The sequence below is a fragment of the Hamadaea sp. NPDC051192 genome (assembly GCF_040682475.1).
GTDB classification, from domain to species: domain Bacteria; phylum Actinomycetota; class Actinomycetes; order Mycobacteriales; family Micromonosporaceae; genus Hamadaea; species Hamadaea flava.
In genome coordinates, this window is sequence record NZ_JBFBAZ010000192.1 from 1 (window position 1) to 11,924 (window position 11,924).

At 68.8% G+C, this 11,924-nt stretch carries 12 protein-coding genes; 8 read left to right on the plus strand and 4 right to left on the minus strand.

The genetic code is table 11. From position 1 onward, the window contains the following. Positions 1–150: 150 nt before the first annotated feature. Complete coding sequence (locus AB0M47_RS39300) at positions 151–1,440, minus strand: C39 family peptidase (RefSeq protein WP_363423296.1); 1,290 nt, start codon at positions 1,438–1,440, stop codon at positions 151–153. 177 nt (positions 1,441–1,617) lie between these two features. On the opposite strand from AB0M47_RS39300, the gene AB0M47_RS39305 reads away from it, so the two are divergent. From AB0M47_RS39305 to AB0M47_RS39315, 3 genes are read left to right on the plus strand one after another with little or no spacing between them, the layout of a single operon-like run. Continuing rightward, the gene (locus AB0M47_RS39305) at positions 1,618–2,295 is read left to right on the plus strand and encodes a response regulator transcription factor (RefSeq protein ID WP_253756576.1); all 678 of its coding nucleotides are present in this window, start codon (positions 1,618–1,620) and stop codon (positions 2,293–2,295) included. Further along, positions 2,292–3,461 carry a HAMP domain-containing sensor histidine kinase gene (locus tag AB0M47_RS39310; RefSeq protein ID WP_363423298.1) on the plus strand — a complete coding sequence of 390 codons (1,170 nt, stop codon included), beginning with the start codon at positions 2,292–2,294 and terminating at the stop codon, positions 3,459–3,461. The genes AB0M47_RS39305 and AB0M47_RS39310 overlap by 4 nt, the downstream gene beginning before the upstream one ends. Continuing rightward, positions 3,458–3,850 (plus strand): VOC family protein, encoded by a 393-nt coding sequence (locus tag AB0M47_RS39315; protein WP_363423300.1) that lies wholly within the window; start codon positions 3,458–3,460, stop codon positions 3,848–3,850. The genes AB0M47_RS39310 and AB0M47_RS39315 overlap by 4 nt, the downstream gene beginning before the upstream one ends. 60 nt (positions 3,851–3,910) lie before the next feature. Here AB0M47_RS39315 and AB0M47_RS39320 read toward each other — a convergent pair whose 3' ends face one another. Both AB0M47_RS39320 and AB0M47_RS39325 read right to left on the minus strand, forming a co-directional pair. Next, positions 3,911–6,424, minus strand: a complete 2,514-nt coding sequence (locus AB0M47_RS39320; protein WP_363423302.1) for a right-handed parallel beta-helix repeat-containing protein — start codon at positions 6,422–6,424, stop codon at positions 3,911–3,913. A gap of 170 nt (positions 6,425–6,594) precedes the next feature. Then, a complete protein-coding gene (locus tag AB0M47_RS39325) occupies positions 6,595–7,239 on the minus strand; it encodes a TetR/AcrR family transcriptional regulator C-terminal domain-containing protein (protein WP_363423304.1) in 645 nt (214 codons plus the stop codon). Between the two features lie 57 nt (positions 7,240–7,296). Between AB0M47_RS39325 and AB0M47_RS39330 the strand changes: the two genes are divergently transcribed. Then, positions 7,297–8,079, plus strand: a complete 783-nt coding sequence (locus AB0M47_RS39330) for an alpha/beta hydrolase (protein WP_363423305.1) — start codon at positions 7,297–7,299, stop codon at positions 8,077–8,079. Positions 8,080–8,089: 10 nt separating this feature from the next. Here the strand turns inward: AB0M47_RS39330 and AB0M47_RS39335 are convergent, their stop codons facing one another. Then, positions 8,090–8,665: a hypothetical protein gene (locus AB0M47_RS39335; protein WP_363423307.1), complete on the minus strand. Its 576-nt coding sequence runs from the start codon at positions 8,663–8,665 to the stop codon at positions 8,090–8,092. Between the two features lie 120 nt (positions 8,666–8,785). Here AB0M47_RS39335 and AB0M47_RS39340 point away from each other — a divergent pair, with 120 nt between their 5' ends. From AB0M47_RS39340 to AB0M47_RS39355, 4 genes are all read left to right on the plus strand, one after another. Further along, positions 8,786–9,319, plus strand: a complete 534-nt coding sequence (locus tag AB0M47_RS39340; RefSeq protein ID WP_363423309.1) for a YlcI/YnfO family protein — start codon at positions 8,786–8,788, stop codon at positions 9,317–9,319. Between the two features lie 96 nt (positions 9,320–9,415). Beyond that, positions 9,416–10,258, plus strand: coding sequence for a DUF4097 family beta strand repeat-containing protein (locus AB0M47_RS39345; RefSeq protein ID WP_363423311.1), 843 nt, complete (start codon positions 9,416–9,418; stop codon positions 10,256–10,258). Between the two features lie 41 nt (positions 10,259–10,299). After that, positions 10,300–11,061 (plus strand): ATP-binding cassette domain-containing protein, encoded by a 762-nt coding sequence (locus tag AB0M47_RS39350; protein ID WP_363423313.1) that lies wholly within the window; start codon positions 10,300–10,302, stop codon positions 11,059–11,061. Beyond that, entirely contained in the window at positions 11,061–11,813 is a 753-nt protein-coding gene (locus AB0M47_RS39355; protein ID WP_363423314.1) for an ABC transporter permease, read from the plus strand. Before AB0M47_RS39350 ends, AB0M47_RS39355 begins: the two co-directional genes overlap by 1 nt. Positions 11,814–11,924: the final 111 nt, after the last annotated feature.

Sequence of the window (11,924 nt, forward strand, 5' to 3'; positions counted from 1 at the left end):
GCTCGCCGCTCTCCCCCCGTCGCGCGGCTCTCCCCCGTTGATCATGGAGTTAACTGTGGTCTCGACGGCGTGTCGAGGGGGCAAACTCCATGATCAACGCCGCGAAACGACGGGGGTGGGGGTGCGAGCGTGAGCGAGGGGGGTGGGGGGTTACCAGTTGGGTTGGGCGGGGGGCGTCGGCAGTGCCCGGCCGGGCGGAGTGATCACGTAGACGACGCCGCGCGACGAGGTCTGCCAGGCGGCTTCCCATTCGGCGCGGCCCACCGACTTGACCACGGCGTCGTCGCTCGGTGACGCCGGGTCGTTGACGATGGGGTCGCCGCCGGCGGTGAAGCCGGACAGCACCATGAGGTGTCCGTCGGTGCCGTAGGTCAGGCCGGGGATCTGGCCTTTCTTGAACGACAGCGACGTCACCAGCGGCAGGCCCGCCGCGATGAACAGCTCGGCCTCGTTGAGCGAGCGCAGCCGGGTGATGAACCCGGTGAGCCCGTAGCGGCCGGCGTACGCGGGGTTGAAGGGCCAGTTGCCGCAGCCGGAGTAGGCGTAGTCGTAGGTGCCCCGGGCGGCGTGGTCGACCCAGGGGTCCTGATAGGACGGATCCACCCAGGCGTAGTCGGCGGCCGGGGGCAGGCTGTTCCAGAACCCCATGATCATCGAGACCGACGTCGGGCTGCACCAGGCCTGGCCGCCGTTGTCGTACTCGGGGTACTGCCCGGTGTGGATGTTCTGGGAGAAGCCCGGCACCGTCAGCAGGACGCCCTGGGCGGCCTTCGGCGTCGACACGGTCCACTTCTTCGGCACGGCCGGCAGGTGCGACGCCATCGCGCCGAAGCTCGTCAGGGTGGGGCTGTCGGCGCTGCCGACCAGGCGCAGCAGGGTCACCCGCAGCTGCCAGCTCGACAGCTCATGCCCGGCGGCGGCCGAGAAGGTGTCGGTATAGACGGTCCCGTCGGTGTCGCCCTGGCCGGTCACGGAGGTCCGGTGGAAGTCCACGTTGTCGGCCGCCCAGCGGCCCAGCACGTACCACTTGGTGGTGTTGCCCAGCGCGGTCACGCCGCGTACCTCGATCTGGACCCAGCTGCCGCCCGGGGTGGTCGCGGTCCACGACGCGATCAGCTCCTGGGCGGTGAAACCCGGGGCCACGAAGGCCGAGGTCCACGTCGCGAAGTCATAGGTCCGCGTCGTTCCATTCACAGCATTTGTGTACGCCGTCTGCCCGGCCGAGGTGCCGAACGTCAGCCGGCCACCGCTCGCCGCCGTTCCGTTGAACGTGCCGGTGGCGTAGTCGGCGTCGGACGCCCAGCGCCGGAAAACGATGTCCTGATTGGGGTAGGGCTGGTCTTTCACCTTGTCTCCGGCCTGCGCGGGGGCCGCCAGCATAGCCGGGACGCTCGCGGCGGCGGTTACGGCAGCCGCACGAAGTACACTGCGTCTCTTCATTGAGGAACTCCTTCGAGCAGGGGGGATGCGAAGGCTCGTCGTCCGACAGCGTGGCGGACGACCGGTCTAGCCGCAATAGCTCGCCGGTTAAGAATTTTCTCGACCGGATCGTCCTCGGTGAAGACGTACCAGTCGCTGTCACGGCTGGAGTGGCACGAACCGGGGAGGATTCGGGCTATGCGCGTACTCGTGATTGAGGACGAGCAGCACCTGGCCGACGCCATCGCGCGGGGCCTACGCCGCCACGGCATGGCGGTGGACGTGGCCTACGACGGCGACGCGGGCCACGAGGCCGCCTTCGTCACGCGGTACGACGTGGTCGTGCTGGACCGCGACCTGCCAGGCGTGCACGGTGACCAGATCTGCGCGGACCTGGTGGCGTCGGGGGCGCTGACGCGCGTGCTGATGCTGACCGCGAGCGGCACGGTGGCCGACCGCGTCGAGGGCCTCAGCCTGGGCGCGGACGACTATCTCCCGAAGCCGTTCGACTTCAGCGAGCTCGTCGCCCGGGTGCAGGCACTCGGCCGGCGGGCCACCCCGGTCACGCCGCCGATCTTGCATGTGGCCGATGTCACGCTCGATCCCGCCAAGCGCATCGCGACCCGGGCCGGTCAGCAGCTCGACCTGACGAACAAGGAGTTCGGGCTGCTGGAGGCGCTGCTGCGGGCGGACGGCGCGGTCGTCAGCACGGAGGAACTCCTCGAACGTGTCTGGGACGCCAACGCCGACCCGTTCACCACGATCGTCCGGGTCACCATGCGTACGCTGCGCCGCAAGCTCGGCGACCCGCCGCTGATCGAGACGCTCGTCGGCGCGGGTTACCGGATCACGGCCGAGCCCGCGGACCAGTCGTGAGACGCCGTCTTCCGCGGCCGACCCTGCGCCTGCGGCTGACCCTGCTCAACGGGCTGCTCCTGGTCGGCGCGGGCGCGCTGCTCATCGCGCTCGCCTTCCTGCTGGCCAGTGAGGCGCTCCAACCGGCCGAGCACCTCGATCCGTCGTCTCAGGTCGTGCTCGCCGACGGTCGCCAGCTGCCGGTCGAGGAGTGGGAGCGGCAGCTGCGTCGCGACGTCGGCGCGGAGCTGCTGGAGAAGGGCCTGCTGGCCCTCGTCGCGATCAGTGTGGTCGGCGTCGTCGGCGGGTACGCCGTCGTCGGCCGCGCGCTGCGACCCCTCCAGCAGGTCACCGCGACCGCACGCCGCCTCGGCGGGCAGAACCTCGACCAGCGCATCCGATACGAGGGCGCCGACGACGAGGTGGCCGAACTCGCCGGGACCTTCGACGCCATGCTCGACCGGTTGAAGGTCGCCTTCGACTCGCAGCGGCGCTTCGTCGCCAACGCCTCCCACGAACTGCGTACGCCGCTCGCCGTGATGAAGACCGAGATCGACGTGACGCTGTCGGACCCGAAGGCCGATCTGGCCGAGCTGCGCCGGATGGGCACGGTCGTCAAGGACGCCTCCGAACGGGCGAACGCCCTGGTCGACGCGCTTCTCGTGCTGGCCCGGTCGGAGGCGCAGACCGCCCTGGCCCGCAAACAGGCGGCCGATCTGGCGGACGGCGTACCGGGGGCGCTGGACGCGATGTCCCGGGAGATCCGGCGGCTTCACCTCGACGTCGCCCTCGATCTGGCGCCCGCGCCCGTCGTCGGCGACCCGAGCCTGCTCGAACGCCTGGCGGGCAACCTCATCGAGAACGCCTGCCGCTACAACCACCGCGACGGGCGGATCTGGGTGCGTACCGGCAGCGGCGGGGGGACCAGCCAGCTCATCGTCGGCAACACCGGCTTCGAGGTCGACCAGGCCGACGTCGAGGGCCTGTTCGAGCCGTTCCGCCGGGGTGGGCGGGAGCGTACGGGCGCCCGGGGATCCGGCCTCGGCCTGTCCATCGTCCGGGCCGTCTGCCATGCCCACGGCGGCAATGTCCACGCTGTCGCGCTGCCGGGCGGCGGCCTGGAGGTCACCGTCGCGGTTCCCAGCGCTGTTCTCGGTGCCGCTGAGGGAATATCATCTGGCCCGTGACTGCCTTGATTCGGCATATCACCGTGGACTGCGCGGACCCCTACACGCTGGCCGGGTTCTGGAGCGAGGTCACCGGCTACCCACGGCACCCCTCCGACGAGCCCGGTGCCGACCAGGCGTTGCTCGTCGCGCCCGACGGTGAGGGCCCGGGGGTGCTGTTCTCGCGCGTTCCGGTGGAGAAGGTCGGCGAAGTGAGAGCCGGTCGCCGCATTCATCTCGACGTCATGCCCACCGTCGGAACTCGGGACGACGAGGTCGAGCGGCTGAAGAAGATCGGTGCGACCGAGTTCGAGGACCACCGCAAACCGGATGGCACCGGCTGGGTCACCCTGGCCGACCCGGAGGGCAACCTCTTCTGCGTCGAGCGCAGCGCCACCGAGCGGGTCTAGCCGATCCTGAGAGACCGGTCCTCGGCTGCTCAAGGAGCGGGCCGAGAACCGGTCGCCTGGTCACACGGCGTCGGTGATCAGCAACTCGTCGAGATACAGGCTGTCGTTCGCGACGCCTGAGCTGCTGTAGACCTCGACGGCCACGTTCGCGGTCCCGGCCGGCGCGGTGACGTCGGCGGTCGCCTTCTGCCAGCTGGTGCTCAAGGCGTTCAGCGGCACGAGGTCGGTCCCCAGGAGCGTCTGACTCGCGTCGAGCCACTTGATCCGGAGGGTGACGCTCGAGATCGCGCCGGTGCCCTGCTTGCCCCAGTAGCTGACCCGCTTGGCGCCCGCGCCGGCGGTGAAGCCGGGCCAGTTGGACAGCTGAAGCGCCCAGCCCCACGGATCGGTGACCGTGACGCACAGGCTGCTGGTGCCCGCGTGAGCCTGCTGTGTCGAACTAGCCACCGTGGCGGAGTACCAGGACTGCCACTTGCCGACCGTCGACCCCGCTCCGGCGGTGTCGGCGTCGAGGAGGTTGGGCGCGTCGCCGACCACGAAGTCGTCCAGGTACGCGTAGTCCCCGGTGCTTCCGTTGCCGGTCAACGACACCAACGCGGTGGCGGATCCTGCCGGAGCCTCGACCAGCGCCGCGGCCGCCTGCCAGGTGGCGGTGAGCACGGGCAGCGTCACCTGGTCGGTCTGGAGCACGGCCGAGCTGCCGTCCAGCCACTTGACCGTCAGCTTCGGCTGCAGGTTCGTGCCCGAGCCGAGCTTGCCCCACAGGCTGATCTTCTTCGTGCCCGCCGTCGTGGTGAAGCCCGGCCAGTTGCCGGTCTGCACGCCCCATCCGCCCCCGCCGGTCACGCCGACGCGCAGCCCGTAGGTTCCGCTGTGGGCCGCGTCGGTGGACCGCGAGGTCGCCGCCGAGTACCAGTCCTGCCACTGGCCGATCGACCCTTCCAGGGTCGCGGTGTCCGCGTCCAGGTCGCTCGTCGAGGGGTTCGACGGCGTGCCGCCACCGCCCTCGTCACCGTCGAAGGTGCTGTTGGCCTCCTGGTTGTACGGCGCGGCTCGCCACGCGGAGTAGCCGATCGTCTCGCCGTAGCCCTTCGCGAACCGCCAGTTCCCGAAGTACTGGTTGTCGTGGAAGTGGTTGTTGTTGGTGAACATCACGGCGTTCTGCACACCGGCCACGGTGTACGGCGACCACGACATGTTGTCGGCGCCCGTGGCATACAGCGCCTGTACGCCGCAGTAGGTGCCGGCGCAGGGGACGACCGTGCTGTCGAAGCGGAACTCGTTGTTGCGTACCTCGATGTTGGCCGAGTGCCAGCGGCAGTCGGTCAGGTACGGCGCGCTCGCGATGCTGGTGTAGCAGGGGTGCGTGGCGCTGATCGGGTTGGGGTACTCGTAGTCGTGCGGCTCGGGGATGAGCGTCGGGGAGACGAACGGCGTGCAGTACCCCTTGCTCGTGTTGCCGTTCGAGTCGCAGAAGCGGTTGGCGTTCTCGTAGATCGAGACGCCGGAGAAGTTGTCCTGGATCAGGTTGTCGTAGATGCGAATCGCGGCGGCGCCACTCACGGTGCTGGCCAGGCGGGCGTCGCCGCCGGACTCGGACAGGTAGATCGCCGGTCCGGGCGAGCCCAGGTTGTTGTTACCGCTCACCCACGCGTTACGCGTCAGGGTGTTGTTGCGCATCGTGGCGTTGTAGCTGATCTCGTACCAGATGCCTTCGCCGTCGTTGTGGTCGATCAGGTTGCCTTCGAACAGGAAGTCGATGTTGTTCGTGTCCGCCCACAGCCCCGTGCCCTTGTTGTCGTGCACGTAGTTGTCGGTGATGGTGGCCCCGTTGACGTCCCAGAACTTGCCGCCGCCCGTGCAGCCGCACCCTTCGAACTGGCTCTCCCAGTCGTCGGTGTTGTTGCCGGCGATCTCGTTGTGGTCCAGGACGATGTTCTTGATCGCCGAGTCGCCGTCGATCGGCATCTTGAACATGCTGAAGCCGTACTGCCCGTTGTCCTTCAGGCAGTTGTAGGACACGACGTTGCCGGTCCCCAGGAACACCGCGGCACCGTCGTTGTTGGACACGGTGTTGTACTGGATCGTCCAGTTGGTGCCGGAGTCGTGGTTGACCACGCCCTCGTTCATGTTGTCGTTGCCACGACCGAAGTTCTTGATGGTCAGGTACTTGATGGTGACGTTCGCGACGTCGCCCGTGAAGGCGTACAAGTTGAGGTTGCGGCCGTCGATGATCGCGCCGGGCCCGCCGAGGTACGTCGTGCCGGCCTTCGCGTTGATCTGGCCGTAGAGGTCGTCGGCGAAGGTGTGCGTACCGGGCGCGAACCAGAACGTCGCACCCGGCTGGTTGAAGTTGAAAGCGCTGTTGTCCCCGGCCGGGACGGTGACCGCGCCGGTGGGCGGAGTGGACGGCCCGTTCAGGACGCTGGTGTCACCGCAGATCGCCGCGGGCGGTGTGGTCGGCCAGGGCGGATCCGCGGCAGCGGGATGGTCCGTCAGGACGACGACCGTACCCACGACCGACAGCGCCGTCAGCGCCGAGAACAGGCGGGCTTTCACCCTCTTGCGGTTCAAGCTTTGTGCCCTCCATATCAGACATTCGCCCCGCCCGAGGTCTCAGAGCGCTGAAAGGGACGGACGGAGCTATGGCGGGCAGACTATACCCATCGGATCTTGCTTGTGTCGATGGCGAAGATCGGCGTCTGACCAATGTCTACTAAGAAAACAGTAGGGAAACGAGCAGGTCAGGACGCGAGAGTGGCTGCGGTGCCCGTGACCAACAGGCGCAGCCCGTACTCGAACGCCTCGTCGCCGACCGGACTTCCGCCGTCACGGAGGGCGATGAGTAGAGGGGCTGAGGCGCCGCCGGAGAGCAGTCCGGTCAGCCCTTCCAGCCAGGCGTCCGGCGTACTCGCAGGGCGGTCGGTCTGCTCCCGCAGGACGAAGCCGGTGGCGTAGTTCGTCACGGCCGTGATCGTCCGGAGGGCCAGCACCGGCGTGAACCCGTACGCCGCGAGCCCACCCAATTCGGCGTTCAGCGCCTGGATGGTCCGGGTGCTGAGGCCCTGCGCGTTGGCCACGATACGGGCGCCGTCCCGGTGTGCCAGCAGTGACTGGCGGTAGGCGTGCGCTCGGCGGGTGAGCCAGTCCTGCCACGACTCGCCGGGGTCGGGTGGGCCCATGCCGGGCGCCTGGACGATCGCGTCGGCGATCTCGTTCAGCAGTTCCTGCTTGGTGCGGATGTGCCAGTAGAGCGCGGGGGACTGGACGCCGAGTTCGGTGGCGAGCCGCCGCACGGTCAGCCCGTCCAGGCCCACCTCGTTCAATAGGCGCAGGGCGGTGTCGATCAGGGTCTGCCGGGTCAGGCCCGGGCGGTTCGAAGCAGCCATTGCGTTCCAACTTAGCAGTGCTAATCTCTCCTTAGCGCTGCTAAGGGGAGGTTCGCCATGCCGGACGTCAAGGTGCAGGTAGTCGACGAAGGCCAAGGCCAGGTGATCCTGGTCGTGCATCCCGGGCTCGACGACGGCGCGTCGTGGAGCAAGGTGGCGGCCCGGTTGACCGCGCGGTTCCGAGTCGTCCGGATCCACCGCCGCCAGTACCGCCTGGATCTCGCGGACCGGCTGCCCTGCTCGATTGCCGACGAGGCCGAGGACGTGGTGGATCTGGCGCAGAGCTTCGACGAACCGGTGCTGCTGGTCGGTCATTCGTCCGGTGCCGTCGTGGCGCTCGAAGCCCTGGTCCGGTCGCCGGCGTCCTTCAGCGGAGCGGTGCTCTACGAACCGCCGGTCCATCTGCGTACCGGCGAGTGGACCGCGGCCGTGGCGCGTGCCCAAGCGGAGATCTCCGCTGGTCGGCCGGGGACCGCCATGAAGATCTTCACCCGGGACATCGTGGCCCTGCCGGGCTGGATCGCCGGGCTCATCGCGATGTTCGTCGCGTTCTCACCGCGATTCCGGGCGCTGGCCCCGCATCAGGTGGACGACGCCGCCGCCATCGACAACCTCGGCGTACGCCTGGACGCGTACGCGGGGATCGCCGTGCCGATCGTGCTCCTCGGCGGTGATCGCAGCCCGGCGCATCTGATCCAGCGCCTGAAGGCTCTCCAGAGCGCGATCCCGGCCACCGAGCTGGTGATGATGACCGGCCAGGGGCACGACGCCAATACTCGGGCCCCGGAGACGGTCGCCCGTGTCGTCGAAGGTCAGGCGGACAAGGTCTGGACCCGGTGAGCGAACGCGGTCAGCTCCAGTCGGTCTGGTAGCCGTCGTAGCGCAGGATGTCGAGCAGTTCCTCGTCACTGGGCTGGTGGACGGCGGTCACCACCTCGCGCAGCTCCGCCACGCGCTCGGGGTGATCGCCGCTCACGGTGGCGCTGTAGATCCGATCGCCGGCCCGTCGGCGCACGATGGTCGCGGGGTCGCTGTTGTCGGTGTCGAGCACCTTGACGTAGGTGTAGCCGTCGCCGAGATCGGTGCAGACCACGACCGCCCGCGCGCCACAGCTCACACTCCACACCGGTTCGCCACGCTCGTCGAGCAGCTCGATCGCGTACCCGAGCGGCAGACCGTCGACGGCGGGGTAGGAGACGTCCAGACCGTTCGGGCCGACGTCGCCCATCGCCCGGTCGAGCGGCAGTCGGTCCGGCAGCAGCAACTGCGTACGCGGCCAGGGCGAGCGCCGGGTCAGGTCGGACAGGTCGATCCGGTCCTTCTCCGTCGAGCGCCAATGCCACAGGGCTGCGCCGAATCCGCCGCACAGGAGCAGCAGGACGACGACGGAGCTGCCAAGGATGACGAGGCCACGGCGCGTACGCATCAGTCGATCATGCACCACCGCGTTCAGGTGGCACCACGATGATGCCGTTCTGAGCCAATCTGGCATCAGCCTGAGCCAAGATGGCTTGCGGTGGTGCCATGTGTGTGCCATAGTGGTGCCATGGACTTGACCACGTATGTGAACAACCTCGGCCGCGAGTTCGCCACGCTGGCCGAAGGCGGCGGCGAGGAGGCGCGTGCGCTGGTCGAGCGCCTGACCGGATCGCTGGAGTCGGCGATCCGCATGACCCTCCTGGAGGCGTTGTCGGCCGCGGCCGATGAGATCACCCAGGATCTGGCGCCCGGCTCGGTCGAGCTGCGCCTGCGGGGCCGCGACCCGAACTTCGTCGTGACCCCGCCGCCCGCCGAGCCGACCGCCGCGGCGACCGTGGACGCCCCGGCGACGGCCGATCGAGCGGCCGACAACGAGGCGCTGTTCGCCGAGGACGGCCCGTCCGCGCGGATCAACGTCCGCCTGCCTGAGCAGCTCAAGGCCGCGATCGAGGAGGCCGCCGCGAAGGAGGGACGCTCGGTCAACGCCTGGCTCGTCCGGTCGGCCGCCGCCGCTCTCCAGCGCACCGAACGGGAGCAGCGCTTCGACCCGCTCGGCGTCGGCGGGCGTACCAAGCAGAGCTTCACCGGCTGGGTGCGCTAGCCGCACCGGCCGACACCGACTTTCGCCACACCGACTTTTCGCCACCACGTCCCCACCTGCGGGGACGGTTCACCGACCCGTGATGAGGGGACCACCATGCCTACTTTCCAGACGCCCGAATCGATCGCCGTCACCATCGAGCTCGGCTTCGGCCACGTGCGGATCGCCGCGAGCGACCGAGCCGACACCGTCGTCGAGGTACGCCCGAGCGACGAGTCCGACGAGTCCGATGTGAAGGCCGCCCAGCAGGTCCGCGTCGACTACAGCAACGGCCAGCTGCGGATCATCGGCCCGAAGCGCAAGCTCGACTTCTCCCGCAAGACCCGGTCCGTGGACGTCACCGTCGACCTGCCCACCGGTTCGCACGTCTTCGCCGATCTGCAGGCGGGCGACCTGCGGGGCGTCGGCCGGCTCGGGGAGTGCCGGGTCAAGACGGGGGCCGGGAACGCCTGGCTCCAGTTGACCGGCCCGCTCAACGTGAGCACCGGAGCCGGTGAGGTCACCGTCGACGGCGTCGCCGGCACGGCGGAGATCGGCACCGGCAGCGGCAAGGTCCAGCTCGGCATGATCGACGGCACCGCGGCGATCAAGAACTCCAACGGCGACACCACGATCGACTCGGTCACCGGCGAGCTGCGCGTACGCGCGGCGAACGGCAGCATCTCGGTCGAGAAGGCGGGTGCCGGAGTCGACGCGAAGACGTCCAACGGCAACATCCGGCTCGGCGAGGTCGTCCGGGGCTCGGTGACCCTCGGTACCGCCATGGGCAGCCTCGAGATCGGCATCGCCGACGGCACCGCGGCCTGGCTGGACGTCAACACCTCGTTCGGGCACGTCCGCAACCTCATGACCGACGCCACCAAGCCGGACGGCGCCGCCCAGATCGTCGAGGTACGCGGCCGCACGTCCTACGGCGACATCACGATCCACCGCGCCTGAACCCATCGAGAACTGAACCCCTACCGAGAAGGGACCACCCCGTGACTGACAAGGCGATTCAGGTGGAGGGCTTGCAGAAGTCCTTCACGGGAGTCGAGGTGCTGAAGGGCGTCGACTTCGACGTGCGGCGCGGCGAGATCTTCGCGCTGCTCGGCTCGAACGGCGCCGGTAAGACGACCACGATCAAGGCCTGCGCGACGCTGCTCAAGCCGGACGGCGGCACGCTGCGGGTCGGCGGCTTCGACCCCGTCCGCGAGCCCGACAAGGTGCGTGCGGTGATCAGCCTGACGGGCCAGTTCGCCGCGGTGGACGGAATGCTCACCGGCCGGGAGAACCTGGTGCTCATCGCCAAGCTCCGGGCGGTCGCCGACCCGAAGAAGGTCGCGGCGGACCTGCTCGCCCGGTTCGGGCTCACCGACGCGGCCGACCGCCGCGCGAGCACCTACTCCGGCGGCATGACGCGCCGGCTCGACATCGCGATGAGCCTGGTGGGTGCGCCGGCGGTGATCTTCCTGGACGAGCCGACCACCGGGCTGGACCCGGAGGCCCGGATCGAGGTCTGGAAGACGGTCAAGGAGCTCGCCAAGGGCGGCACCACGATCCTGCTGACCACCCAGTACCTGGACGAGGCCGAGCAGCTCGCCGACCGGATCGCGATCCTGCACGGCGGGCGGATCATCGCCAACGGAACCCTCGACGACCTCAAGCAGCTCTTCCCGCCCGCGAAGGTCGAGTACGTCGAGAAGCAGCCAACCCTCGAAGAAGTCTTCCTCGCCATCGTCGGCGAGAGGAAGGGCCAGTGATGAAGGCGATCCGCGACACCGGTGTCCTGTTCGGACGGTCCATGCGCCACATCGTGCGCAGTCCGGACACCATCATCACCGTACTGATCACGCCGGTCATGCTCATGCTGCTGTTCGTCTACGTGTTCGGCGGCGCGATCCAGACCGGCACCGAGAAGTACATCGACTACCTGCTGCCGGGCATCCTGCTGATCGCGATCGCCAGCGGCATCTCGTACACCGCGGTGCGGTTGTTCTCCGACGTTCAGACCGGCCTGTTCTCCCGGTTCAACTCGATGCCCATCGGCCGCTCGTCGCTGCTGTGGGGGCACGTGCTGACCTCGATGGTGTCCAACGCCATCTCGGTCGTCGTGATCATCGGCATCGGCCTGCTCATGGGCTTCCGGGCGAGTGCGGACCTGCTGGGCTGGCTCGCGGTGACGGGCATCCTCGCCCTGTTCACCCTGGCGCTGACCTGGCTCGCGGCCATCCCCGGGCTGACCGCGAAGTCGATCGACGGCGCGAGCGCGTTCGCGTACCCGCTGATCTTCCTGCCGTTCATCAGCTCCGCGTTCGTCCCGACCGACACGATGCCCACCCCGGTACGCGTCTTCGCCGAGAACCAGCCCGTCACGTCGATCGTCGAGTCGCTGCAGTCGCTGCTGCACGACCAGCCCGTCGGCAACGACATCTGGGTGGCCCTGGCCTGGTGCGTCGGCATCGCGGCGATCGGCTACTTCTTCGCGATGCGGGCGTACAAGCGCGTCGGCTGAGCGAAGGCAAGTCCACAGTGGCCGCCCACCGTCCAGCTGACCGCCCTGCTCGCCGCAATCGCCTTGCCCGGCAACGCTCGACGAGTCCCCCCGCCAAGGCGGCGGTCGACT

Excerpts from the sequence above, each read along its gene's own strand:
- AB0M47_RS39300 (WP_363423296.1), bottom strand. The coding sequence starts at position 1,440 with ATGAAGAGACGCAGTGTACTTCGTGCGGCTGCCGTAACCGCCGCCGCG.
- AB0M47_RS39305 (WP_253756576.1), top strand. The coding sequence starts at position 1,618 with ATGCGCGTACTCGTGATTGAGGACGAGCAGCACCTGGCCGACGCCATC.
- AB0M47_RS39325 (WP_363423304.1), bottom strand. The coding sequence starts at position 7,239 with ATGGCTGCTTCGAACCGCCCGGGCCTGACCCGGCAGACCCTGATCGAC.
- AB0M47_RS39330 (WP_363423305.1), top strand. The coding sequence starts at position 7,297 with ATGCCGGACGTCAAGGTGCAGGTAGTCGACGAAGGCCAAGGCCAGGTG.
- AB0M47_RS39335 (WP_363423307.1), bottom strand. The coding sequence starts at position 8,665 with ATGCGTACGCGCCGTGGCCTCGTCATCCTTGGCAGCTCCGTCGTCGTC.
- AB0M47_RS39340 (WP_363423309.1), top strand. The coding sequence starts at position 8,786 with ATGGACTTGACCACGTATGTGAACAACCTCGGCCGCGAGTTCGCCACG.
- AB0M47_RS39345 (WP_363423311.1), top strand. The coding sequence starts at position 9,416 with ATGCCTACTTTCCAGACGCCCGAATCGATCGCCGTCACCATCGAGCTC.
- AB0M47_RS39355 (WP_363423314.1), top strand. The coding sequence starts at position 11,061 with ATGAAGGCGATCCGCGACACCGGTGTCCTGTTCGGACGGTCCATGCGC.